The sequence below is a fragment of the Pseudomonas sp. PA-6-3C genome, assembly GCF_021605825.1.
Taxonomy (GTDB): Bacteria; Pseudomonadota; Gammaproteobacteria; order Pseudomonadales; family Pseudomonadaceae; genus Aquipseudomonas; species Aquipseudomonas edaphica.
Window position 1 is genome coordinate 65,076 of record NZ_WKDV01000028.1, and the last position, 24,329, is coordinate 89,404.

The window sequence follows — 24,329 nt, forward strand, 5'->3', positions numbered from 1 at the left end:
TCGGTTTTTCAGTAAAACCGAGGTGATGCCATCGCAGGCAAGCCAGCTCCCACACAAGGTCAGTGGTGTGTTCAAGTAACTTGATGCCTATAAAAACAGATGTTCGTGGAGCCTCGCCGATGAAATCCTGTGAAGTCAATTTTGACGGTCTAGTGGGGCCGACCCATAACTACGGCGGTTTGTCCTATGGCAACGTCGCGTCCCAGAGCAACAGCCAGCAGTCTTCGAACCCCAAGGTTGCGGCGTTGCAGGGCCTGCAGAAAATGAAAGCCCTGATGGACATGGGCTTTGTGCAAGGCGTGCTGGCGCCGCAAGAGCGCCCGGATGTGGCCGCCTTGCGCAGCCTCGGTTTCAGCGGCACTGACGCCCAAGTGATCCAGCAGGCCGCCAAGCAGGCGATGCCATTGCTGGTGGCCAGCTGCTCGGCGTCGAGCATGTGGGTGGCCAACGCCGCCACAGTCAGCCCGAGCGCCGATACGGCGGATGGCCGCGTGCACTTCACCGCCGCCAACCTCAACTGCAAATACCACCGCAGCATCGAGCACCCGACCACCAGCCGTGTGCTGGGGGCGATGTTTGCCGATGGCAAGCACTTTGCCCACCACGCCGCGTTGCCGGCGGTGGCGCAGTTCGGCGATGAGGGCGCCGCCAACCACACGCGTTTTTGCCGTGACTACGGCGAGGCCGGGGTTGAGTTTTTCGTGTTCGGGCGCAGTGCGTTCGACACCCGTTACCCGGCGCCGCAAAAATACCCGGCGCGCCAGACCCTTGAAGCTTCCCAGGCGGTTGCACGCCTGCACGGCTTGAAAGATGACGGCGTGGTGTACGGCCAGCAGAACCCGGCGGTAATCGATGCCGGTGTGTTCCACAATGACGTGATCGCGGTGGGCAACGGCGAGGTGTTGTTCTACCACGAGGACGCGTTCCTCAATACCGAGCAGATGCTCGCCGAACTGCAAGGCAAGTTGGGCAAGCTGGGTGGCAACTTCCAGTCGGTGTGTGTGCCACGCGCCGAGGTCAGCGTCGAGGACGCGGTGCGTTCCTACCTGTTCAACAGCCAGTTGCTGACCCGCGCCGACGGCTCGATGCTGCTGATCGTGCCGGAAGAATGCCGCGCCAACGAGCGCGTCTGGCAGTACCTGCAAGGCCTGACGGCCTCCGGTGGGCTGATCCGCGAAGTCAAGGTCTTCGACCTCAAGCAAAGCATGCAGAACGGCGGTGGCCCGGCGTGCCTGCGCTTGCGCGTGGCCTTGAATGAATCGGAACTGGCGGCGGTGAACCCAGGCGTTATCATGACCGCGCCGTTGTACGAAACGCTGACCCAATGGGTCGACAAGCACTACCGCGACAGCCTGCGTGAAAGCGACCTGGCTGACCCGCAATTGCTGCTTGAGTGCCGGACGGCACTGGATGAACTGACGCAAATCCTTAAACTGGGCTCGGTTTATCCTTTCCAGATCAATTAAATCTGCCTCTTTTTACACCCTATGCTGAGAACAATTTATGACCACCGACACCCTCAAACTGATCCTTGAAGACACCGACGGCACCCAGCTGGAAACCTCCTGCACCCGCGTCGCCGTGGTGTGGCAGGGCAAGGAAATCTGGATCCAGCACGACGGCCGTGGCCAACTGCTGATCGGCGTGGACGTGGAAGAAGGTGACGCTGAATACGCCAACCTGCTGATGCGCCCACTGGCCACCAACCTGATGAGCCTGCAATTGGAAATGGAACCGGCCGACGTTGAAGGTGATGACGACGATCACGTTCACGGTCCTGGCTGCAACCACTAAGGAAGCTGCTTATGCTCGCCCTCGGCAAACTGCTTGAACTGACCCTCGCCGGTCGCGAACCGGCGCAAAAAATTCAACTGACTGTCGACGGCGTGCAGATGCGCTGGCTCAGCGAAGGCGCGCTTGAAGTGCGCCCTCCGCAGGCCTTGGACAACGGCGGCGACCTGCTGTTGTCGTCCGGCATCCATGGCAACGAAACCGCGCCGATCGAATTGCTCGACCGCCTGTTGCATGGTATTGCCCGTGGGGAGATCAAACCCCGCAATCGTATTCTGTTCCTGTTCGGCAACCCCGAGGCCATGCGCCGCGGCGAGCGTTACCTTGAGCTGGACGTCAACCGGCTGTTCAACGGCCGTCACGAACAAAACATCGGCCCGGAGGCCATGCGCGCCGCCGAGCTTGAGCAACTGGCTCGCAGCTTCTTCAGCCTGCCGGGCCGTTCGCGCCTGCATTACGACCTGCACACGGCCATTCGCGGCTCGAAGATCGAGCAGTTCGCGCTGTACCCGTTCAAGAACGGGCGCCAGCATTCGCGCCATGAGCTGGCGCGCCTGAACGCTGCCGGTATGCAGGCGGTGTTGTTGCAGAACAAAACCTCGATCACGTTCACCGCGTTCACCTACGAGCAACTCGACGCCGAAGCCTTCACCCTGGAATTGGGCAAGGCCCGACCGTTCGGGCAGAACCAGGGCGTGGATGTGTCACGCCTGGAGACACGGTTGAAGCAGATCATCGAAGGTGATGAGCCCGAAACCGAGAGCCTCGATGGCCTGCAATTGTTTGCCGTCTCTCGCGAAGTGATCAAGCACAGTGATGCCTTCCTGCTGCACCTGCCGGCGGATGTAGAAAACTTTTCGCCATTGGCCAAGGGCTACCTGTTGGCCGAAGACGTGGCCAAGACCCGCTGGGTGATCGAGGAGGAGGGCGCGCGCATCATCTTCCCGAACCCGAAGGTCAAGAATGGTTTGCGGGCGGGGATATTGATTGTGCCGACCACGGATGCTGGCCTGGCCTAATCCCAAGGCTGGCTCGGTCAAATGTGGGAGCTGGCTTGCCTGCGATAGCGGAGGCACAGGCAACAGTGATGTTGACTGACCTGCCGCTATCGCAGGCAAGCCAGCTCCCACACAAGCCAGCTCCCACAGAAAACCCGGCTCTGAGGCCGGGTTTTTTGGTGTTGCTTAGACCGCTACAGCACGCGGCTCGCTGCGACGGATCGCACGCACCTTGTGCAGCGTGTCGGCGCACGTGCGCGCGGCTTCCTGGCCCTTGTGTACGAAGTGCTCGTAGAAGAAGGTGTGGTGCTCGCTGCCCGCGTGGAAGTGATGCGGGGTCAGGGATACGGAGAACACTGGCACTTCGGTTTCCAGCTGCACCTGCATCAGGCCACTGACCACCGATTGGGCGACGAATTCGTGGCGGTAGATGCCACCGTCCACCACCAATGCCGCGGCGACGATGCCGGCGTAACGGCCGGTCTTGGCCAGCAGCTTGGCGTGCAGGGGCATTTCGAAGGCGCCGCCGACTTCGAAGAAATCGATGTCCGATTCCTGGTAGCCCTGGGCGATCATTTCGGCGAGGAAGCCTTTGCGCGATTGGTCGACAATATCCTTGTGCCAGCAGGCCTGGATAAATGCGACGCGCTCGCCGTGGTGGTTTTTGCTTTTGCTGTCGATTGCGGTGGGTTGCATGTTCTGACTCCTGTTTAAGAAAAAAACAGGGCGTTATGAATCGAATGGGATTTCAAGGGTACGAACAGCGGCATCATGCAGGCATGAGTTCAGCGCGCGGCCCTTGGGTGCCAATCCCGTTCTCTCTTCATCCGGACTATGACCGTCGGCCCCGGGATCACACCGGGTCTGCTGACCTTGTCGCCGTCCTGCGTGAGCAGTTCGAGGCGCCAAGCGCTCGCGGGCTATGCACATTGCGTGCAATTACCGCCGGTGGGGAATTACACCCCGCCCTGAGAACGTTGCCGCCAGAACCCTGGCGGCGGAGAGTTTTTAACATGCTTTTTCAGAAACTGCACGATCGCCGTATCGATAACCTATATCGGTTTGTTTGGTTGGTATTCGATTGAATGCACGTGGGGCTTGATATTGCGTGGCTTTGCCCGCAGTAATCGTCAATACGACAACCCTATTCAGAGGCCCCCGGATGACCGTCATAGACCTGCGCAGCGACACCGTGACCCAACCCACCGCCGGCATGCTCGACGCGATGGCCACTGCCGTGAGCGGTGATGACGTCTACGGCGAAGACCCGAGCGTCAACCATCTGGAAGCCGAACTGGCCAAGCGCCTGGGCTTCGCTGCCGCGCTGTTCGTGCCCACCGGCACCATGAGCAACCTGCTTGCCTTGATGGCCCACTGTGAGCGTGGCGAGGAATACATCGTCGGCCAGCAGGCCCACACCTACAAATACGAAGGCGGTGGCGCGGCGGTGCTCGGCTCGATCCAGCCGCAGCCGCTGGAGGTGCAAGCCGACGGTTCGCTGGACCTGGACCACGTACTGGCGGCGATCAAGCCCGATGATTTCCACTTCGCCCGCACCCGCCTGTTGGCGTTGGAAAACACCATGCAGGGCAAAGTGCTGCCGCTGGCGTACCTGGCGAAAGCGCGGGCGTTTACCCGTGAACATGGCCTGGCCTTGCACTTGGACGGCGCGCGACTCTACAACGCGGCGGTGAAGCTCGGTGTGGATGCGCGGGAGATTGCCCAGCATTTCGACTCGGTGTCGGTGTGCCTGTCCAAAGGCCTCGGCGCGCCGATCGGCTCGGTGCTGTGCGGCTCCACCGCGCTGATCGCCAAGGCGCGGCGCCTGCGCAAGATGGTCGGTGGCGGCATGCGCCAGGCCGGCTCGCTGGCGGCGGCGGGCTTGTATGCCCTGGATCATCAGGTGCAGCGCTTGGCGGATGACCACGCCAACGCCCAATGGCTGGGCGATGCACTGCGCGACGCCGGCTTTGAAGTGGAGCCGGTGCAAACCAACATGGTGTACGTGCAGATTGGCGATCAGGCCCAGGCGCTGAAGGCCTTTGCCGCCGAACGCGGGATCAAGTTGAGCGCCGCGCCGCGTCTGCGCATGGTCACTCACCTGGATGTCAGCCGAGTGCAGATGGAGCAGGTGGTGCAGACATTTGTCGAGTTTTCCCGAAAATGATCGTGCAGACCGTCTAATTGACTGTTTCTATCGCATAAACACGCTGTACCACCGGCAAAGGGCCGATATAATGCGGCCCTTTGCCGTCGCTCCGTCTGATGATGTTGCGCACTGGCCTTTGGCCGCAGACTCCGTGGAAGAACCTAATGAAAAGCGCAGAAATCCGTGAAGCCTTCCTTCGCTTCTTCGAAGAGCAAGGCCACACCCGTGTAGCCTCCAGCTCCTTGATCCCAGGCAATGACCCAACCCTGCTGTTCACCAACGCGGGGATGAACCAGTTCAAGGACTGCTTCCTGGGCCAGGAAAAGCGCGCCTACACCCGCGCCACCAGCAGCCAGAAGTGCGTACGCGCCGGCGGCAAGAACAGCGACCTGGAAAACGTTGGCTACACCGCTCGCCACCACACCTTCTTCGAGATGCTGGGTAACTTCAGCTTCGGCGACTATTTCAAGAAAGATGCGATTACCTTCGCCTGGACCTTCCTGACCGGCGTGTTGAAGCTGCCCAAGGAAAAGCTCTGGGTCACGGTCTACGCGACCGACGACGAAGCCTATGACATCTGGACCCAGCAAATCGGTGTGCCCGTCGAGCGCATGATTCGCATCGGCGACAACAAGGGCGCGCCTTACGCGTCCGACAACTTCTGGACCATGGGCGATACCGGCCCGTGCGGCCCGTGCACCGAGATTTTCTATGATCACGGCGCCGATATCTGGGGCGGCCCACCGGGCTCGCCGGAAGAAGACGGCGACCGTTACATCGAGATCTGGAACAACGTCTTCATGCAGTTCAACCGCACCGCCGATGGCGTGTTGCATCCGCTGCCGGCGCCGTCGGTGGACACCGGCATGGGCCTGGAGCGGATCAGTGCGGTGATGCAGCACGTGCATTCCAACTACGAAATCGACCTGTTCACCAACCTGCTGAGCGCGTCGGCGGCCGCCATTGGCTGCGCCAATGACAACCAGTCTTCGCTCAAGGTGGTGTCGGACCACATCCGTTCGTGCGGCTTCCTGATCGCCGACGGTGTGCTGCCGTCCAACGAAGGCCGCGGCTATGTGCTGCGCCGCATCATCCGTCGCGCCTGCCGCCACGGTAACAAGCTGGGCGCCACCGGCAGCTTCTTCTACAAGATCGTTGCCGCGCTGGTCGCCGAGATGGGCGATGCCTTCCCGGAACTCAAGCAGCAGCAGGCCAACATCGAGCGCGTGCTCAAGGCTGAAGAAGAGCAGTTCTCCAAGACCCTGGAGCACGGCCTGAAGATCCTCGAGCAGGACCTGGCTGAACTCAAAGGCACCGTGGTGCCGGGCGATGTAGTGTTCAAGTTGTATGACACCTACGGTTTCCCGATGGACCTGACCGCCGACATCGCCCGTGAGCGCGAGCTGACCATCGATGAGGCGGGTTTTGAGCGTGAGATGGAAGCCCAGCGCGTGCGTGCCCGTTCCGCCAGCTCCTTTGGCCTGGACTACAACACCCTGGTCAAGGTTGACGTGCCCACCGAGTTCACCGGTTACGCGGCGACCGTTGGCGCGGCCAAGATCGTGGCCATCTACAAAGATGGCAAGTCGGTCGACGTATTGAGCGAAGGCGACGAGGCGGTGGTGGTCCTGGACCAGACGCCGTTCTACGCCGAATCCGGTGGCCAGGTGGGTGACTGTGGTTTCCTGAGCTCGACCTCCGGGCGTTTTGAAGTGCGTGACACCACCAAGACCGGCGGCGCGTTCCTGCACCACGGTGTGCTGGTGTTGGGTAACCTGACGGTCGGTGCGCCGGTCGACACTCAAGTCGATGCCGACGTGCGGCATGCAACTGCTTTGAACCATTCTGCCACTCACTTGCTGCACGCTGCGTTGCGCCAAGTGCTGGGTGAGCATGTGCAGCAGAAGGGTTCGTTGGTCGATAGCCAGCGCCTGCGTTTCGACTTCAGCCACTTTGAAGCGATCAAGCCTGAGCAGATCAAGGCGCTGGAAGACATCGTCAACGCCGAGATTCGCAAGAATACCCCGGTTGAAACCGAAGAAACCGACATTGAAACCGCCAAGAAGAAAGGCGCCATGGCGCTGTTTGGCGAGAAGTACGGCGACGAAGTGCGCGTACTGAGCATGGGCGGCAGCTTCTCGGTGGAACTGTGTGGCGGTATCCACGCTAACCGTACGGGCGATATCGGCCTGTTGAAAATCATCAGCGAAGGCGGCGTGGCCTCTGGTGTACGGCGTATTGAAGCGGTCACCGGTGCTGCGGCCCTGGCTTACCTCAATGCGGCTGAAGAACAACTCAAGGAAGCGGCCGGCCTGGTCAAGGGCAGCCGCGACAACCTGATCGACAAGCTGTCGGCCGTGCTGGAGCGCAACCGCGCACTGGAAAAACAGCTGGAGCAGTTGCAAGCCAAGGCGGCGAGCGCAGCGGGCGACGATCTGTCGGCCTCCGCGCTGGACGTCAAGGGCGTGAAAGTACTGGCTGTGCGCCTGGACGGCCAGGACGGCAAGGCGCTGTTGGCCTTGGTCGATCAGTTGAAGAACAAGCTCGGCCGCGCAGTGATCCTGCTCGGCGGTGTCCATGAGGAAAAGGTCGTTCTGGTTGCCGGTGTAACCAAAGACCTGACTGGCCAACTCAAGGCCGGTGATTTGATGAAGCAAGCCGCTGCGGCAGTGGGCGGGAAGGGCGGTGGTCGTCCGGACATGGCGCAAGGCGGTGGTGTAGACGCAGGCTCCCTGGACGCGGCCCTGGCCCTGACCGTGCCGTTTGTCGAGGCCGGCATTTAAGGCACTGTTAATGAGCCCATGGTCTAGTCATGGGCTCGTTTGGGTGCTGGACGATTTGTTTATTGGGCGCCCCTTTACGGGCTGAGGCGGCTTAGAAATGGCTTTGATCGTACAGAAATTTGGAGGCACCTCGGTCGGCTCTGTCGAAAGAATCGAGCAGGTCGCCGACAAGGTTAAGAAATTCCGCGACGCCGGCGATGACCTGGTGGTGGTGCTGTCGGCCATGAGCGGCGAAACCAATCGCCTGATCGATCTGGCCAAGGCAATCAGTGGTGACCAACAGCCGCTGCCGCGTGAGCTGGATGTGATCGTGTCCACCGGCGAGCAGGTAACCATTGCCTTGCTGGCCATGGCACTGAACAAGCGTGGTGTGCCGGCAGTGTCCTACACGGGCAGCCAGGTGCGCATCCTCACCGACAGCGCGCATACCAAGGCACGCATCCTGCAGATTGACGATCAGAAAATCCGCACAGATCTGAAAGCCGGCCGCGTGGTAGTTGTAGCAGGCTTCCAGGGTGTGGACGAGCAGGGCAACATCACGACCCTCGGGCGTGGCGGTTCGGATACCACCGGTGTGGCACTGGCAGCGGCGCTCAAGGCCGATGAATGTCAGATCTATACTGATGTGGACGGCGTGTACACCACCGACCCGCGTGTGGTGTCCGTGGCCCAGCGCCTGGACAAGATCACCTTTGAAGAGATGCTGGAAATGGCCAGCCTCGGTTCCAAGGTGTTGCAGATCCGCGCGGTGGAGTTCGCCGGCAAGTACAACGTTCCGCTGCGCGTATTGCACAGCTTCAAAGAGGGTCCGGGCACCCTCATTACTATTGATGAAGAGGAATCCATGGAACAGCCGATCATTTCCGGCATCGCTTTCAACCGCGATGAAGCCAAGCTGACGATCCGTGGCGTGCCAGACACCCCGGGCGTGGCGTTCAAGATCCTCGGCCCTATCAGTGGCGCGAACATTGAAGTCGACATGATCGTGCAGAACGTTTCGCACGATAACACCACCGATTTCACCTTCACTGTGCACCGCAACGAGTACGATGCTGCCGAGCGTATCCTGCAGAACACCGCGAGCGAGATTGGCGCCCGTGAAGTGGTCGGGGATACCAAGATTGCCAAGGTGTCGATCGTGGGCGTGGGCATGCGTTCCCATGCCGGTGTTGCCAGCCGCATGTTCGAGGCGCTGGCCAAGGAAAGCATCAACATCCAGATGATCTCCACCTCGGAAATCAAAGTCTCGGTGGTGATCGAAGAGAAGTACCTGGAGCTGGCTGTGCGCGCGCTGCATACCGCTTTTGAGCTGGACGCTCCGGCCCGACCGGGCGAGTGATGCGATACCAGGAAGGCGCGGTATACCGCGCCTTTCATTTTTTGTGGAGCGCATGGTCTTTTGCGTGCGCTCGACAATACTTAGGTCGTTAGGGCTATGGCCATCAGGTTGTAGGTCGAACGCCTTTTTTTTGCAGACTGTTGTTCCTGAACTGAAATGCGTGAGGTGAAAGCTATGCTGATTCTGACTCGTCGGTGCGCAGAAAGCCTGATTATCGGTGATGGCGAAATCACCGTGACCGTGCTCGGCGTCAAAGGCAATCAAGTACGTATCGGGGTTAACGCTCCGAAAGAGGTAGCTGTCCACCGCGAGGAAATCTACCTGCGGATCAAGAAAGAGAAGGACGAAGAACCAAGCCTTTAATTTTTATCGTTTTTTATGTTTGCAAACGGGGATGAACGTGGTTAATATACGCCCCGTGTTGCGGAGAGCTGGCCGAGTGGCCGAAGGCGCTCCCCTGCTAAGGGAGTACACCTCAAAAGGGTGTCGGGGGTTCGAATCCCCCGTTCTCCGCCATTATTTGCTTAGTACGTTGCAATCTGGTTTTTTCGCTAAGTTGTTGAAATTAAACGAAAAAATAGCTTTACATAGAGATTGAACGGCCTATAATGCGCGGCAACAAATGCACTCGTAGCTCAGCTGGATAGAGTACTCGGCTACGAACCGAGCGGTCACAGGTTCGAATCCTGTCGAGTGCACCATTTAAGAGTCAGTTGCAGCAATGCAGGTGACTTGGCTTCAACCAGTTGTGATCTGGTCTAAAAACACAATCTGCACTCGTAGCTCAGCTGGATAGAGTACTCGGCTACGAACCGAGCGGTCACAGGTTCGAATCCTGTCGAGTGCACCATACAAACAAAAAGCCCGCCTAGTGCGGGCTTTTTGCCGTCTGGGGTTTGTGTAGGATTTCAACTCTTTCTCCTGTCTCATGTGTTTTCCTTTCGGGCTGTGTCGTCGCAGTTCATAGATGCAGCCAATGCTCAGCTTTGGCTCGCAAGCGCTTGTTCTTTCCAGTTTTTTAACGTTTAAAGCGCGCGCAGCGTGTATCATTGCGCCCGTCAGCCCCGCCGGGGCTTGTGGAATACCTCCATGGACTTACCCAGTAGTTGCTCAGTACCCCGTTTTACCAATCATGAATTGACTGATTGATCCTTCCGGCGTGCCCCGCTGCTGGGAGTGGAGTTCGCCTATGACCGAAGTAGAAGTAAAGAAAACACAAGACAGCCTGCAGGATCGCCTGGCTCAAGTCATCGAGCTGCTGCAGCGTCAGCGCGTGGTCGAAGACCTCACGCACCGCCAGGAAGGTCCGCACCACGACCGCGTCGAAAACCTGGTTCACCGGCAAAACCTCGTTGAGCTGCAACGCAAGCTCGATGATCTGCACTCCGCCGACGTCGCTTATATTCTTGAAGCCTTGCCACTCGATGATCGACTGACCCTGTGGCAGTTGGTCAAGGCTGACCGCGACGGCGACATCCTCCTTGAAGTATCCGACTCGGTCCGTGAAACCCTGATCGCCGACATGGACGATCACGAGCTCCTTGCCGCTGCCAAGGAGATGGACGCCGACGAACTGGCTGACCTGGCGCCTGAGCTGCCGCGTGATGTTGTCCATGAGTTGATGGAGGCCCTCGACAGCCAGCAGCGTGAGCGTGTGCGCTCCGCGTTGTCTTATGACGAGGATCAGGTCGGCGCATTGATGGACTTCGAGATGGTCACCATCCGCGAAGACGTCAGCCTGGAAGTGGTCTTGCGTTACCTGCGTCGGCTCAAAGAGCTGCCGGGCCATACTGACAAACTGTTCGTGGTCGACTACGAAGGCATTCTCAAGGGCGTGTTGCCGATCAAGCGCCTGCTGGTCAATGATCCGGAAAAGAAAGTAGCGGATCTGATGGCCAGCGATACGGTGAGTTTTCACCCGGATGAAGACGCCTACGAGGCTGCCCAGGCATTTGAGCGTTATGACTTGATCTCGGCGCCTGTGGTCGACAAGAACGGCAAGCTGATTGGCCGTTTGACCATCGATGAAATGGTCGACCTGATTCGTGAAGAGAGTGAAACCGAAGTCCTCAACATGGCGGGTCTGCGTGAAGAGGAAGATATTTTTGCGTCAGTTTGGCGCTCCCTGCATAACCGTTGGGCGTGGCTTGCGATCAACCTGATCACGGCGTTCATCGCTTCGCGCGTGATCGGGTTGTTCGAAGGTTCCATCGAGAAGCTTGTCGCCCTCGCGGCGCTGATGCCGATCGTGGCAGGTATTGGGGGTAACTCCGGTAACCAGACCATCACCATGATTGTGCGTGCCATGGCACTGGACCAGGTGAGTACGGCCAACTCCTCGCGCCTGTTGCGCAAAGAATTGGCTGTGGGCCTGATCAATGGCTTGGTGTGGGGCGGGGTGATCGGCGTGGTGGCTTACTTGCTGTATGGCAGTTGGTCGCTGGGCGTGGTGATGACGGCTGCCATGACCCTCAACCTGCTGTTGGCGGCGTTGATGGGCGTGTTGATCCCCATGACACTGGCACGCCTGGGGCGCGACCCGGCCATGGGTGCCAGTGTGATGATCACGGCCATGACCGACAGCGGTGGCTTCTTCATCTTCCTGGGCCTGGCGACGATCTTTCTGCTCTGATCCCCTGTGGGGGCGGGCTTGCTAGCAAATGCAAGCTCGCTCCCACACAAGTCCTCTGCGGTGCCCTCAAATTTCACGCAAAAAAAAGCCAGCATAGCGCTGGCTTCGGCTTTCAGTTGCAGATCAATTGGCTTCTGCGGCCGCCTCAACGTCGTGCGCGATAAGCGAGACGAGAGCATTTTGCTGGCGGTGGGAGAGCTGACGAAAACGCTGCAGCAGTTCGCGTTCGTGCAGTGACAGCTCAGGGCTGTCCAGGCGCATGCTCAACTCTTCGCCCAACGCACCTTCCTGAATAAGGCTCTGCTCCAGGCGCGCGATGATTTCGGAGTTCATGCTGCGGTGATGATTGCGAGCCACCTCGGCAATGCGTTCCCGCATTCCGTCTGGCAGACGTACGACGAACTTGTCAGCCGTACGGCTGGAATAAATTGCCTGTTTCAATGGGCGCATATATTTAACCGGTTAGTTCAGGGGAGCGGTTTTTGGAATTGGCCGCAAGATGAGTGTTAAGACAAGGCTCACGACCAAAGTTCAACCCGAATTGCAAAGAGGCCGCATCATGCCTCAGATTTGACATTTCCTTGGCGTCAATTCTGTGACAAATATTGAACTGACTAAAGGCTTAATGCCAGCACTCATTTGTATTTTTGCGGACTGGTTGGAAAACTTTTCAACGCGTCATTCCTCAGGGGAACTTCCCGTAAGTCGAGGCGCGCGCAGGGATTGAGGCCGCATATCCTAAAGCAAAGTGGCCTTTTGCCCTTATCTTTAAGACTAGTGGCAATTTGCCGATTTGCTAGGGCGGGGCGACATAAGGTCGAGGGAGGGAGGTGGCGCAGAGATTACCGCAAAACGGGGTCGAATTTGATTTTGCGGCCCATGAAAAGCGTCAGCACAAGCAGACTCGTGAACACGCCGGCTGCGACCATTGCAGCAGTTTGTCCATCTTCGGAGGTGGCGCCCAGGCCCAGGAGGCCAGTGGCGACAGTCAGGCACAAAAACAGCCAGGCGGATTTGCTCATGAATGGCGTCCTTAGAAAACCCAATGTTCGGATGCCGGTGCAGTCTGGGTGCCTTGGGTCAGGCGTACCGGCGATTGCGCGTTGGGCGTCATCACCGCCAATTGCGGGCGTTGTTGCAGATGGTGCGGCACGGCCTGGCTAAGTTGCGCAGGATCATTACTGCCGGTGGATTGGAAATGAAACATCACCAGTGCAGCCAAGGCTATGGTGTTGAGGGCTAACAGAAGGGCACTGTTCATGGTCATGTTCTCCGCTAAACGCCGTGGCTGGATGGGTTTGTAGGAGAAGTATTGCAGGTCCCGTGCCAATCTATTATTTCATTAAAATCAATGACTTGAGTCTACTTTAAAGTGGCGTCGGGTTGCAATTTGCAATGGTGGCATTTTGGGGTAGTGCATTTTGCACGACAGCATCCAGGCCCCGTGGCTGCGGGGCAACGCGGGCCTCGGTGGAACAAGGATCGGCCTACACTCAAAAAGCCCACGGACGACATGACAAAACCCACCTTGGCCGTTAACATGCACGCCGTCCGTCGCTGTGCCCCGTGCCCGATGGCTGTCATTTGTCCCAGTAGCTCAATTGGATAGAGCATCCCCCTCCTAAGGGGAAGGTTGGCCGTTCGAACCGGCCCTGGGACACCATCTTCAAAAGCCCTGCACAGGTTGTCCTGGCAGGGCTTTTTTGTGCGTGCCTGCAACACCGGTCGAACCTTGCCGCCTGTCAGGGTTCACAGCAGGTGCGCAGTGTGTTTCTCGTCGCTTTTGTACGTTGCATATGTACCTTGCATGCGGCCAGGCAGCGTCTGAACGATTAAGCAAAATATTCCCCGGAAAACGGCCCGCTGCGTCTGTCCGCTCCCGGCAACCCCGGACTATCATGCTGATAGCCCTGTCCCTCACTGCAAGGAGCCGCTCGGAACGCCGATGCGCCAGATCTGGAAATCTTTTCGAGCCCTTTATTTCGCCTCCTTGATGATGTTGATCGGGTCCGGCCTGCTCAGCACTTACCTTGCCTTGCGTCTGGCAGCCGACCACGTCGACAGCCTGTGGGTGGGTGCGCTGATGGCGGCCAACTACTTCGGCCTGGTGCTGGGCGGCAAGATCGGGCATCGCCTGATTGCCCGCGTCGGGCATATTCGCGCGTATGCCACCTGTGCCGGGATTGTCGGCGCGGCGGTGTTGGGCCACGGCCTCATCAACTGGCTGCCGGCCTGGATTGTGCTGCGGATGATCGTGGGCCTGGGGATGATGTGCCAGTACATGGTTATCGAAAGCTGGCTCAATGAGCAGGCGGACGCCAAGCAGCGTGGCGTGGTATTCAGCGGCTATATGATCGCCTCCTACCTTGGGCTGGTATTGGGTCAGTTGATTCTGGTCATGCACCCGCAGCTTGGCCTCGAATTGCTCATGCTCGTGGCGCTGTGCTTTGCCTTGTGCCTGGTGCCGGTGGCCATGACCCGACGCATTCACCCGGCGCCTCTGCACCCTGCACCTATGGAGCCACGCTTCTTTATCAAGCGTGTGCCGCAGTCGCTGAGTACGGTGCTGGGCGCGGGGCTGATCGTTGGCTCTTTCTACGGCCTGGCGCCGTTGTATGCCTCGCAGCAAGGCTTGAGCACCGAGCAGGTCGGCCTGTTCATGGGTAGCTGCATCTTTGCCGGTCTGTTGGTGCAGTGGCCATTGGGTTGGTTGTCGGACCGCTATGATCGCGCCTTGCTGATTCGCTGCTTTGCCTTGTGCCTGGCGGTGGCGGCGTTGCCATTGGCCGTGATGACCCAAGTGCCGCTGGAAGTGCTGTTTGTGGCTGGCTTCCTGTGTTCGCTGGTGCAGTTCTGCCTGTATCCGTTGGCTGTGGCGTTCTCCAATGACCATGTGGAAGGTGATCGCCGCGTGTCGCTGACGGCCATGTTGCTGGTGACCTACGGCATCGGCGCGAGTGTCGGGCCGCTGTTGGCGGGTGTGGTGATGAAGCTGTTCGGCAGCCACATGCTGTACGCCTTTTTCAGCCTGTGTGCATTGGTCCTGGTATGGCGGATCCGGCCGAAGGCGGTGACTAACCTGCATCAGGTGGACGATGCGCCGCTGCATCACGTGGCGATGCCCGACAGCATGTCCAGCTCGCCGCTGGTGGCCTGCCTTGACCCGCGGGTGGATGAAGCGGTGGTGCAGGAGCAAATGCAGAGCGTGGTGCCCGACCCGGAACCTGAAATCGAAACTGACCCGCAACAACCCGCGGATGAACCGGCTTTTGAAGGGCCGCCGGAGCCTCTGGGGCCGGACGAGCATCCCCACGACTTGAGTAGGGCACGCCCCTGAAAGCAAAAACGGGCAGATCCCATCAGGATCTGCCCGTTTTTATTCATACGGCCTTTAAGGCTTAAAGGTCGTCGTCTTTGTCAAAGCGCCGCGCTTCACGCTGCAACTGATACACAAAACGTTCAACCTGGCGCTGAACCAAGCCGCTCATGTTATGGAAGCGCACGCCGGCGAAGGTGGTGTTGATCTTGTCTTCGACGTGCAAGTAACGCAGCTCCACCGAGGTGGTCATGCTGCCAAAGGGCAGGGCGGCGATAAAGCGGTCATAGACCTGGCCCAGCTGCAGGCGATCGGAAATGTCGCCTTCAAAACGCAGCTTGCAGCCGGTGGCGGAGATGTCCAGCAGTTTGCCGTTGATCGGTGCCTTGAGCTTTTCGCCACCCAGCTCGATGCTTACCAGTTGGGCCAGCTTCAACGCTGCCCGAAAGGCATTGCGACGCTGATGGTAGACCACCTCGTCGGGCATGCTGCCGGTGTAGATGCGGTGGCCGCCTTTTTCACTGATGGTCAGTGTGCCGTTGCTTTCCCAGGCGACACGCACACCGTCATGGAAACCTTCAATGCGGAACGGTTCGCCGTTCTCAAGGTAGCGTTCACCGTCGCGGGGGATCATTTCGTCCAGGGCGAGCGTTTTGCTGTCCCGATCTATATCCACCAGATAGCTTTGGAACCGCTGGCTGCGTTCATGGAAAGTGATAATCAGCGGGTCATGGCTTTCTTGCAGCATTCGCAACGTGCTGGCGATTTCCAGAGGCGTGGTGAGCACCTTGGGTGGCTGCGGAGCATCTTCCGCATTAAGGGCGTTGAACACGGTTCTTCCATCTCCAGGCAAAATACGACTACACGCAAGAACCGGCATTTTGCCAGCATGTAGCGCGCCTTGGATAGGGCGCGCTGTAAACCGGTGTCAGGCTTGGCTGCGGGTGCTTGGCTTGACCAGGCGCGAGGTCGACCCTTGGGCGTTGTACAGCGCCGGAGGCTCTCCGCCGTGGAGTATACGCAACTGGTTGGCGGTCGTTGCCTGCTGTAGCTGGATCGATTGGCCGTTGAGCAGGTTGGCTTCCTGGCACTGGGCGAGCAATTGATTGAGTGCGGTGCTCTGCGCCAGCAACTGTGCGCCTACCGAGGAGTGGCTGGCCAGTTGTGCCAGGCCGTCATGATCAGCCGGCAGGCCCAGGCTGATGAGAATTTCGCTGCGCTTCTTGCCATGCTGCTCCAGCAGCACGATCAGCGACTGTTTGCGCGCCAGGATTTCCTCCAGCAAGCGCATATCCCGGCCATAGAGGGCCAGGGATTCTTCTTTGAGCAGCTCGAGCAGAAGTTGCGTCGGCGCCAGATCATCAATGATCAGTTCAAGCAGATGTTCGTCGTGGTGCATGGCTGGCCTTGGGTTTTAAGCGTCCACAAGCCCTGCGCAGGCCTTTGCCTAGCGCTCGGCTTCGAAGTTAAGCAGCTTGCTGGCTACACGGTTGCTGTCGACCTTATAGCTGCCATCAGCGATTGCCTGTTTCAATTCGGCCACGCGGGCTTTATTGACAACGGGTTGATCGCGCAGCGAGTCAGTGACCTTCTGCAACTGTTGAGCCTCATTGCTCAGGTGTACCGATTCCCCGCTCTGGCTGGCGCTGGCCTGTTCTGCCTTGGCGGCAGGTGCTGGCTGGGACTTGGCTTCTACGCCGTCCTTTGCCCCGCTGGTGCGCGTATTGCCCGGCAAAGCCTGGGTGTTATTTAAACGACTGAAATCAATGACCATGTTAAAAAAACCTCTGGGTATTTGGACGCTTGCCATGTTTTCGGCCATACCCGGACAAACTTTAGGCCCGATTGACAATAAACCTGCACAGGTCGACATCCCACGCACAGTGTAGGAAAACCTGGCGTTTCACACCAGTGATCTCACAGCGGTGATCTTCTATAGCGCCACCTCAACCTGGCCCGGCGCGGTCACCTGCGCCTTGATCACACGGTTGGAATTGAGGTTCTTGACCCGGATCTGCTCGCTCATCCCGCCGTTGGACAGCGCCTCCCCCGGCATTTTTACCATTAGCCCGCCGCTGCTGGCGGAAATCACCACCTGGTCGCCCTTGCGAATCACTTCAGCCTGTTCCAGATGTACTAGCGTGATGACCTGGTCGGTGACCATTGGTCGGGTAAGTTTCTGCCCGATCGCTTGGTCCACAGCGGTGAGGTAACCCTGGTTGATCAGGCTGATGTCGCGTTCACGCAGGGCCACGTCTTCAAAACCAATGATGCCGGTGCGTTTGAGCGGGCGTGTGACCACAACCACATCGCGGAACAGTTTGACCTGTGCCGGTACAAACACGGTCCAGGGTGAGGCGCCCTCGCAGCGCACTTTTACCGTCACGCGGCCGATGGGCTGGGCCGGGCTTTCGAGGCTGGCCGTCAATTCCTTGTCGCACATAGGCATGCGCAGGCGCGGGTCCAGTTGGTTGACCTGGATTTCGTAACGCCCCGGCGTTTGGGTGGTCGCCAGATAATCTTCTACAGTGAACTCAAGAAAGCCTTGGGTGACGCCGATAAGGAGATCAGGCAAGGTGACATTATCTGCGCGAGCCGTGGTGCCCGAGCCCAAGGCAAGCAAAGCCATCGTTGCGCAGAGCAATCTGCGGTACCGTGGGATGCGTCGGAAAACTGTCGTTTTAAGGTTCATAGACCAATAAATAGCAAAGCCCGTGCCGTTTAGTGTTGGGTGAGCGTCGTTGCCCTTGTAGGTATAGCCAAAGGTTTTAGCGTAGGAGTCAAGGCATGGCAGGAGTAATGGACTCAGTAAACCAGCGCACACAGCTGGTAGGGCAGAATCGCCTGGAACTGTTGCTTTTCCGCCTGGACGGCAAGCAGCTGTACGGCATCAATGTGTTTAAAGTGCGGGAAGTGCTGCAGTGCCCCAAGCTGACCATATTGCCTAAATCCAGCCCGGTGGTCTGCGGCGTAGCGAATATCCGAGGCGCGACCATCCCGATTCTCGACCTGGCCATGGCCACCGGTTCCTCGGGGTTGCAGGACCGCGAAAGCCCCTTTGTGATCATCACCGAATACAACACCAAGACCCAGGGTTTCCTGGTGCGCTCGGTGGAGCGCATCGTCAATATGAACTGGGAGGAGATCCATCCGCCGCCCAAGGGCACCGGGCGCGATCACTACCTCACGGCAGTGACGCGGGTCGACAACCAGTTGGTCGAAATCATCGACGTGGAAAAGATCCTCGCCGAAGTCGCACCCACCTCGGAAACCATTTCGGTTGGCGTGGTAGACGCCGAAACCGCACACAAGGCGGTGTCGCTGCGTGTGCTGACGGTGGATGACTCCTCGGTGGCACGCAAGCAGGTCAGCCGTTGCCTGCAAACGGTCGGCGTGGAAGTGGTGGCCTTGAACGATGGTCGCCAAGCCCTGGATTACCTGCGCAAGCTGGTGGACGAAGGCAAGAAGCCGGAAGAAGAGTTCCTGATGATGATCTCCGACATTGAAATGCCGGAAATGGACGGCTATACCCTCACGGCCGAGATACGTAACGATCCACGCATGCAAAAATTGCATATCATCCTGCATACTTCCTTGTCGGGCGTATTCAATCAGGCGATGGTCAAGAAGGTCGGTGCTGATGACTTCCTGGCCAAATTCCGCCCTGATGACCTGGCATCCCGGGTAGTCGACCGGATCAAGGCAGCAGATCACGGCTAGGGGGATTTCCTCCTGGCGGTCACACGATTTAAGAGGCGGTATCATTGTCTACGGGTAATTTGGATTTCGAACAGTTCCGGGTCTTCCTGGAAAAAGCCTGTGGCATATTGCTCGGTGAAAACAAGCAGTACCTGGTATCCAGCCGTCTCAACAAACTGATGGAACAGCAGGGCATTAAATCCCTGGGTGAGTTGGTCCAGCGCATCCAGGGTCAGCCGCGCAGCGGGCTCAAGGAAATGGTGGTGGATGCCATGACCACCAACGAAACCTTGTGGTTTCGTGATACTTACCCCTTTGAAGTGCTCAAGAACAAAGTGCTGCCGGAGGCCATCAAGGCCAGTCCGGGCCAGCGCTTGCGTATTTGGTCGGCCGCCTGTTCGTCGGGGCAGGAGCCGTACTCGATCTCGATGTCCATCGATGAGTTCGAGCGTACGAACATGGGCCAATTGAAGGCCGGCGCGCAAATTGTCGCCACCGATTTGTCCGGCACCATGCTCACCAACTGCAAGACCGGCGAGTACGACAGCCTGGCCCTGGGCCGCGGTTTGTCCCAGGAACGCTTGCAACGTTTCTTCGACCCCAAAGGGGCAGGACGCTGGGCGGTCAAGGCGCCGATCAAGAGCCGGGTGGAATTTCGCTCGTTCAACCTGCTCGACAGCTATGCCAGCCTGGGCAAGTTCGACATGGTGTTCTGCCGCAATGTGTTGATCTACTTCTCGGCAGAGGTGAAGAAAGACATCCTGTTGCGCATTCACGGTACGCTCAAGCGTGGTGGTTATTTGTTCCTGGGTGCATCCGAAGCGCTCAACGGCTTGCCGGATCATTACCAGATGGTGCAGTGCAGCCCCGGGATCATTTATCAGGCCAAATAAAGGTGGCTTGAGCATAAAAAAAACGGGAAGCCCCGCAAAGGCTTCCCGTTTTTTATGCGCGCCAAGCGCCAGTTTTTTACGGGCGGTGGTCAGGGTTTGGGTGTCATTCGGATATTGCCCAAGAATAGAAGATGGTTCCTGCTGGGGATGGTCTCGTTGAAAATACCCAAATGCACGGTGCCGGTACTGCTTGCGGTAAATGTCCCGGTTCCGGTTTGTGTTGATGCGTTGGTTATGTTTTGTACGTTGGCGCCGATTCGGCTGCCGTTAACCGTCAGGTACAGCGTCGAGCCATCTCCGGCGGCTGTACCACCCAGGACGTCAAAGCTGACATCGTAGATGCGCCCAGCGATGACCGATACGGGTTGGGTGATGATGTGAGCCTTGGTTACCTGGCTGCTGGGCAGGTCAACGACCACGCTGCCGTTGACGATGTGCAGCACCCTGCCTGCATAAACTGACTGAGGTACCCAGCCCTGGAAGGTGCCATCGGCGAAATCCCACACTGTGCCAGGAACAGGCACAACGATGCCGCCGGCATCGATGGACACGGTTGCGTTCGGCGCAAAGTACACGTCGCTGCCACGTCGAACGCGTAGTATTAAAACAACATTGGTGCCTGACTTACCGACAATGATTGAACGGTGAGTCAAAAAGTTGAGCCCGGCCTCGTCTTTCTCCACCTCAAAGCTCAGGTTGTACGTTCTGCCTCTTTCGCCGATCAAATTTGCGTTGACGAAATCACCCTGCTTGACGGCAAAGGGGCAAAACAATTCAACCGCATTGCCGATCAGCAGTCTGGTCGAGAGGTTTGGAATGGGTAGCGCGTTGTCCTGCAGGACGAATCTGAGGGGGGGAATAGTCAGCATGGTGTGCCTCTGCTTTATGCATGTAGGGGGTCACCCGATGAGGCACGCAAAGACGTAGGCGCAACAACTGTCAGAAATGACAGTGCAGACGAGCGGTCAAGGTATCTGGCGCACTGGGGCAGCCTGTTGAAGGATTGCCACCGGGTGTAAAAGCGGCAACCGCCATTGCCGCTTTACTGGCGCCACGCGGAAGCCCATTGCCGCTTTTCTGGCATTGCCGCCGGCAAACCTTGCGCAAACCCTTGTAATACGGGCCTTCGGCGAATTGGCATGGGCCTTGCTATAACCCAGATACGAAAAGCAGGTCAGCCTAAAGGTTTCCGCCATGAGCATCAGCTTCGATAAAGCGCTCGGTATCCACGAACAAGCCCTGGGCTTTCGCGCCCAACGTGCCGAAGTCCTGGCCAACAACATCGCCAACGCCGACACCCCGAACTACAAGGCTCGGGATTTGGACTTCTCCGCCGTGCTCGCCGCACAGCAGGACAAGACCAAGAACGGCACCTTTGCCTTGAACATGACTAACAGCCGTCATATCGAAGCGCAAGGCCTGGGCAATGGTGACGAGTCGCTGCTGTATCGCACGCCGATGCAGCCGTCGATCGACCAGAACACCGTCGACGCCCAGCTGGAGCAATCGGCCTACGCCGAGAACTCGGTGAACTTTCAGGCCAGCTTCACCCTGCTTAACAGCAAATTCAAAGGGCTGATGTCAGCCCTGCGCGGAGAGTAAGCCATGTCCCTCGCCAGTGTTTTCAATATTGCCGGCAGTGGCATGAGCGCGCAGACCACGCGTTTGAACACCGTCGCCAGTAACATCGCCAACGCCGAGACCGTGTCTTCGAGCATTGACCAGACCTACCGCGCCCGTCACCCGGTGTTCGCCACCATGTTCCAGGGCGGCCAGGCCGGCCAGAGCGGCAGCGGTGATTCACTGTTCCAGAACCAGGATGCGGCGGGCCAAGGCGTGCAGGTGCTCGGCGTGGTCGAAGACCAGAGCAACCTGGAAGCCCGCTACGAGCCTAACCATCCGGCCGCGAACGAAAAGGGTTACGTGTACTACCCCAACGTCAACGTGGTCGAGGAAATGGCCGACATGATTTCCGCCAGCCGCTCGTTCCAGACCAACGCGGAAATGATGAACACCGCCAAAACCATGATGCAGAAGGTCCTGACCCTGGGTCAGTGATAAGGGGCGCCAAATAATGGCCATTGTTGATACCACTTCTACACCCAACACGGCGGTTCAGGACCTGTTCAACTCCAAGGTCAAGACTGCCACAGACAACAGCGGCCTTGATGGTGCCGCCAAGGCGGCCACGGGCAACCAGGCGCTGGGCAAGGATGCGTTCCTGCAACTGCTGGTGACCCAGCTGAAAAACCAGAATCCGCTGTCGCCTCAAGACAACGGCGCGTTCGTGGCGCAGCTGGCGCAGTTCAGCAGCCTGGAAGGCATCAACACCCTGAACGACTCGGTGAATGCGATCTCCAGCAACTTCAGCTCTTCGCAAGCGTTGCAGGCCTCGTCACTGGTCGGGCGTTCGATCATCACCCAGACCGACAAGGCCATGGTTGATACCAGCAAGAGCATGACCGGCTCGGTGGCGGTGACGGCAGCGACAGGTAACGTCTCGGTAAAAATCACCGACAAAGACGGCAACGTGGTGCGCACTATCGACATGGGCGCCCAAAGCGCCGGCAATTCAAGCTTTATATGGGATGGCAAGAACGACAAAGGTGAAGTCGCCCCCGCCGGCACTTATACCTTCGCGGCCAGCACAAAGAATGACAAAGGCGACTCGGTTGCCCTGTTGACGTCGCTGCCGGCAACGGTCACCAGCGTGACGTTGAGCAAGACCGGCGGCGAAATGCTGCTCAACCTTGCAGGCGGCATGGGCAGCGTCAAGCTGTCGCAAATTCAGACTATCGGTACATAGAGCCGGCTAAATACGGCAGAAGGAGAGAAACATGTCTTTTAACATCGGCCTTAGCGGCCTCTATGCGGCCAACAAACAACTGGACGTGACGGGCAACAACATTGCCAACGTTGCGACCACCGGTTTCAAATCGTCCCGTGCGGAGTTTTCCGACATCTACGCGGCGTCCAAACTGGGCACTGGCCAGAACAGTGTCGGCAGCGGCGTGAACCTGGCGGCGGTGTCCCAGCAATTCACCCAAGGTGACGTCAACAACACCGGCGGCTTGCTGGACATGGCGATCCAGGGCGGTGGCTTCTTCGTGCAGAAGGGCAGTGACGGTTCGCTGGAATACACCCGCAGCGGCACCTTCCGTTCGGACAAAGACGGCTACATCACCAACAACACCGGCACCTCGCGCCTGCAAGGCTACGCCGCGGACGCCGATGGCAACATCATCAAGGGCGCGTTGACCGACCTGCAATTGAACCTGTCGAACCTGCCGCCCAAGGCGTCCACCAAAGTGGACTCCACCAGTAACCTGAACTCTTCCTCGCCGGTGATTGATCAGGCGGCGCACCCGTTCGATCCAACCGAGTCCAGCTCGTTCAGTACCCAGTACAACACTACGCTGTACGACACTCAGGGTAACGCGCACCCGATGGTGCAGTACCTGGTCAAAACGGATTCCAATACCTGGAAGTCCTACACCCTGATCGACGGCCGTAACCCAGACGGTTCGGCACCTACCGGCACAGGCTCGACGCCACCGGTGGCATCGACGTTGAGCTTTGACGGTGCCGGCAAACTCACCGGGATTGTCACCGGGGGCACCTCCAGCACTACCCTGCAGCTGACTGGCTGGGTGCCGGGTACAGTGACCAATGGCGTGTGGACCAAAAACGGCGCGAATGCCAACCCTGGCGGTATTGCCATCAACATGGGCAACATCACCCAGTACAACTCGGCCACCTACCGTAACCCACCGGTCACTGATGGCTACGCAACCGGCCAGATCACCGGTCTGAATATCGACGGTAACGGCGTGCTGTTCGCCACCTTCAGCAACCAGCAGAGCAAGGCCATCGGTCAGCTCTCCCTGGCCAGCTTCAACAACGAACAGGGGCTGCAGCCGTCGGGTGGCACCACTTGGAAAGAGACCTTCGCCTCGGGCCAGCCGGGTTATGACGCCCCGCAATCCGGCACCTTGGGTTCGATCGTGTCCAAGTCCCTGGAAAACTCCAACGTCAACCTGACCAACGAGCTGGTGGACCTGATCAAGGCCCAGAGCAACTACCAGGCGAACGCCAAGACCATCTCCACCCAGAGCACCATCATGCAGACCATTATTCAGATGACCTGATGCGGTTGGCCTGACACTGCTGTGAATGAAAGCCCCTCTAGCGAGGGGCTTTTTTTTGCCTGCTATTTGGATCAGCAACCATTCCCACCCTTTGCTCAGTTGCGAGCTGACAGGCCTTTGTGGAACCGACCTCGCCGTTCTTTCCACTTATCGGACTTAAAGGTGTTGGATCTTAGGGGGCGGGGTATGTGGAATTTGTCGGTGTCTGGCCCTGGGGCTGGAAGTGTGCGTTATGACGTCAGTGGCGCGGGGCAAAACCTGTGGAGCGCTAACCCTACAGAGGAAAAAAAGGATGACATAGAGGCCGATAAAAAAACCGTCGCCCAAATGCTCAAACAGCTGGATGACGCCGAAAAGGGCAACAAAAACCAAACCGCCCAGGACTTGCGGGACAAGCTCAATGAAAAGCGCAAAGCGCTGGGGGAGGAGAAGTTCAAGGAGATCCTTGAGCAGTTGAAGAAGGACGCGTCCACCGATTTGCTCGCGTTGTTGAAGAGGCTGTTTCCGGATTTATTTGCGGATGAGCCGTCTCCAGCGCCAGCTCCTGGACCGTCACCAGGTGGTGGTGGTGGTGGTGGTGG

At 58.5% G+C, this 24,329-nt stretch carries 24 protein-coding genes, 4 tRNA genes, 1 pseudogene and 1 riboswitch; of the genes and pseudogenes, 20 read left to right on the plus strand and 9 right to left on the minus strand.

All coding sequences use genetic code 11. From position 1 onward, the window contains the following. The first annotated feature begins 119 nt into the window (after positions 1–119). The 3 genes from astB to astE are packed head-to-tail and all read left to right on the plus strand — an operon-like array spanning position 120 to position 2,810. Positions 120–1,466, plus strand: coding sequence for an N-succinylarginine dihydrolase (gene astB / locus GIW48_RS18910; protein WP_138450944.1), 1,347 nt, complete (start codon positions 120–122; stop codon positions 1,464–1,466). A gap of 37 nt (positions 1,467–1,503) precedes the next feature. Next, the gene (locus GIW48_RS18915; protein WP_003214319.1) at positions 1,504–1,794 is read left to right on the plus strand and encodes a hypothetical protein; all 291 of its coding nucleotides are present in this window, start codon (positions 1,504–1,506) and stop codon (positions 1,792–1,794) included. A gap of 11 nt (positions 1,795–1,805) precedes the next feature. Next, on the plus strand, positions 1,806–2,810 hold the full coding sequence (astE, locus tag GIW48_RS18920) for a succinylglutamate desuccinylase (protein ID WP_236461933.1): 1,005 nt from the start codon (positions 1,806–1,808) through the stop codon (positions 2,808–2,810). Positions 2,811–2,975: 165 nt separating this feature from the next. Here the strand turns inward: astE and GIW48_RS18925 are convergent, their stop codons facing one another. After that, entirely contained in the window at positions 2,976–3,485 is a 510-nt protein-coding gene (locus GIW48_RS18925; protein WP_003233516.1) for a 6,7-dimethyl-8-ribityllumazine synthase, read from the minus strand. 114 nt (positions 3,486–3,599) lie between these two features. After that, positions 3,600–3,769: riboswitch (FMN riboswitch) on the minus strand. 182 nt (positions 3,770–3,951) lie between these two features. Here GIW48_RS18925 and ltaE point away from each other — a divergent pair. The 8 genes from ltaE to mgtE all read left to right on the plus strand — a co-directional run bounded on the left by ltaE (position 3,952) and on the right by mgtE (position 11,692). Then, positions 3,952–4,956 (plus strand): low-specificity L-threonine aldolase, encoded by a 1,005-nt coding sequence (gene ltaE, locus GIW48_RS18930; protein WP_017138419.1) that lies wholly within the window; start codon positions 3,952–3,954, stop codon positions 4,954–4,956. Between the two features lie 146 nt (positions 4,957–5,102). Continuing rightward, the gene (gene alaS / locus GIW48_RS18935; protein ID WP_138450939.1) at positions 5,103–7,721 is read left to right on the plus strand and encodes an alanine--tRNA ligase; all 2,619 of its coding nucleotides are present in this window, start codon (positions 5,103–5,105) and stop codon (positions 7,719–7,721) included. 97 nt (positions 7,722–7,818) lie between these two features. Beyond that, positions 7,819–9,060: an aspartate kinase gene (locus GIW48_RS18940; protein ID WP_017138417.1), complete on the plus strand. Its 1,242-nt coding sequence runs from the start codon at positions 7,819–7,821 to the stop codon at positions 9,058–9,060. A gap of 174 nt (positions 9,061–9,234) precedes the next feature. Beyond that, a complete protein-coding gene (gene csrA / locus GIW48_RS18945; protein ID WP_003175645.1) occupies positions 9,235–9,423 on the plus strand; it encodes a carbon storage regulator CsrA in 189 nt (62 codons plus the stop codon). A gap of 62 nt (positions 9,424–9,485) precedes the next feature. Continuing rightward, positions 9,486–9,576 (plus strand) — tRNA-Ser (locus GIW48_RS18950). Positions 9,577–9,684: 108 nt separating this feature from the next. Further along, a tRNA-Arg gene (locus tag GIW48_RS18955) sits at positions 9,685–9,761 on the plus strand. A 72-nt stretch (positions 9,762–9,833) separates the two neighbouring features. Further along, positions 9,834–9,910: transfer RNA gene (locus tag GIW48_RS18960), tRNA-Arg, on the plus strand. Between the two features lie 339 nt (positions 9,911–10,249). Beyond that, positions 10,250–11,692 (plus strand): magnesium transporter, encoded by a 1,443-nt coding sequence (mgtE, locus tag GIW48_RS18965; protein ID WP_017138415.1) that lies wholly within the window; start codon positions 10,250–10,252, stop codon positions 11,690–11,692. A gap of 123 nt (positions 11,693–11,815) precedes the next feature. On the opposite strand, the gene GIW48_RS18970 is transcribed toward mgtE, so the two are convergent. The 3 genes from GIW48_RS18970 to GIW48_RS18980 all read right to left on the minus strand — a co-directional run bounded on the left by GIW48_RS18970 (position 11,816) and on the right by GIW48_RS18980 (position 12,953). Beyond that, positions 11,816–12,142: an Arc family DNA-binding protein gene (locus GIW48_RS18970; RefSeq protein WP_003193592.1), complete on the minus strand. Its 327-nt coding sequence runs from the start codon at positions 12,140–12,142 to the stop codon at positions 11,816–11,818. Positions 12,143–12,534: 392 nt separating this feature from the next. Then, positions 12,535–12,714 (minus strand): PA3371 family protein, encoded by a 180-nt coding sequence (locus tag GIW48_RS18975; RefSeq protein WP_017138414.1) that lies wholly within the window; start codon positions 12,712–12,714, stop codon positions 12,535–12,537. Between the two features lie 11 nt (positions 12,715–12,725). Further along, entirely contained in the window at positions 12,726–12,953 is a 228-nt protein-coding gene (locus tag GIW48_RS18980; RefSeq protein WP_099548206.1) for a hypothetical protein, read from the minus strand. 325 nt (positions 12,954–13,278) lie between these two features. On the opposite strand from GIW48_RS18980, the gene GIW48_RS18985 reads away from it, so the two are divergent. After that, positions 13,279–13,355 (plus strand) — tRNA-Arg (locus GIW48_RS18985). 282 nt (positions 13,356–13,637) lie between these two features. Beyond that, positions 13,638–15,029, plus strand: coding sequence for an MFS transporter (locus GIW48_RS18990; protein WP_017138393.1), 1,392 nt, complete (start codon positions 13,638–13,640; stop codon positions 15,027–15,029). 61 nt (positions 15,030–15,090) lie between these two features. Here the strand turns inward: GIW48_RS18990 and GIW48_RS18995 are convergent, their stop codons facing one another. The 4 genes from GIW48_RS18995 to flgA all read right to left on the minus strand — a co-directional run bounded on the left by GIW48_RS18995 (position 15,091) and on the right by flgA (position 17,700). After that, positions 15,091–15,840 carry a flagellar brake protein gene (locus GIW48_RS18995; RefSeq protein WP_170039835.1) on the minus strand — a complete coding sequence of 250 codons (750 nt, stop codon included), beginning with the start codon at positions 15,838–15,840 and terminating at the stop codon, positions 15,091–15,093. A gap of 96 nt (positions 15,841–15,936) precedes the next feature. Continuing rightward, positions 15,937–16,407 (minus strand): flagella synthesis protein FlgN, encoded by a 471-nt coding sequence (locus tag GIW48_RS19000; RefSeq protein WP_170039837.1) that lies wholly within the window; start codon positions 16,405–16,407, stop codon positions 15,937–15,939. A gap of 48 nt (positions 16,408–16,455) precedes the next feature. Then, complete coding sequence (flgM, locus tag GIW48_RS19005) at positions 16,456–16,782, minus strand: flagellar biosynthesis anti-sigma factor FlgM (protein WP_017138390.1); 327 nt, start codon at positions 16,780–16,782, stop codon at positions 16,456–16,458. Between the two features lie 159 nt (positions 16,783–16,941). Further along, positions 16,942–17,700, minus strand: coding sequence for a flagellar basal body P-ring formation chaperone FlgA (gene flgA / locus GIW48_RS19010; protein WP_026013793.1), 759 nt, complete (start codon positions 17,698–17,700; stop codon positions 16,942–16,944). A 95-nt stretch (positions 17,701–17,795) separates the two neighbouring features. Between flgA and GIW48_RS19015 the strand changes: the two genes are divergently transcribed. Next, on the plus strand, positions 17,796–18,728 hold the full coding sequence (locus tag GIW48_RS19015; RefSeq protein WP_017138388.1) for a chemotaxis protein CheV: 933 nt from the start codon (positions 17,796–17,798) through the stop codon (positions 18,726–18,728). 44 nt (positions 18,729–18,772) lie between these two features. After that, on the plus strand, positions 18,773–19,600 hold the full coding sequence (cheR, locus tag GIW48_RS19020; protein WP_017138387.1) for a protein-glutamate O-methyltransferase CheR: 828 nt from the start codon (positions 18,773–18,775) through the stop codon (positions 19,598–19,600). Between the two features lie 89 nt (positions 19,601–19,689). Here cheR and GIW48_RS19025 read toward each other — a convergent pair whose 3' ends face one another. Further along, complete coding sequence (locus tag GIW48_RS19025) at positions 19,690–20,469, minus strand: hypothetical protein (RefSeq protein ID WP_170039839.1); 780 nt, start codon at positions 20,467–20,469, stop codon at positions 19,690–19,692. Between the two features lie 325 nt (positions 20,470–20,794). On the opposite strand from GIW48_RS19025, the gene flgB reads away from it, so the two are divergent. The 5 genes and pseudogenes from flgB to GIW48_RS19050 form a co-directional block, all read left to right on the plus strand. Beyond that, a complete protein-coding gene (flgB, locus tag GIW48_RS19030) occupies positions 20,795–21,202 on the plus strand; it encodes a flagellar basal body rod protein FlgB (RefSeq protein ID WP_003214246.1) in 408 nt (135 codons plus the stop codon). 3 nt (positions 21,203–21,205) lie between these two features. Continuing rightward, complete coding sequence (gene flgC / locus GIW48_RS19035) at positions 21,206–21,658, plus strand: flagellar basal body rod protein FlgC (RefSeq protein WP_017138385.1); 453 nt, start codon at positions 21,206–21,208, stop codon at positions 21,656–21,658. Positions 21,659–21,674: 16 nt separating this feature from the next. Next, positions 21,675–22,406 carry a flagellar hook assembly protein FlgD gene (flgD, locus tag GIW48_RS19040; protein ID WP_017138384.1) on the plus strand — a complete coding sequence of 244 codons (732 nt, stop codon included), beginning with the start codon at positions 21,675–21,677 and terminating at the stop codon, positions 22,404–22,406. A gap of 31 nt (positions 22,407–22,437) precedes the next feature. Further along, entirely contained in the window at positions 22,438–23,748 is a 1,311-nt protein-coding gene (gene flgE, locus GIW48_RS19045) for a flagellar hook protein FlgE (RefSeq protein WP_017138383.1), read from the plus strand. Positions 23,749–23,973: 225 nt separating this feature from the next. Beyond that, positions 23,974–24,329 (plus strand): annotated as a pseudogene (locus tag GIW48_RS19050) (hypothetical protein); the annotation flags it as partial.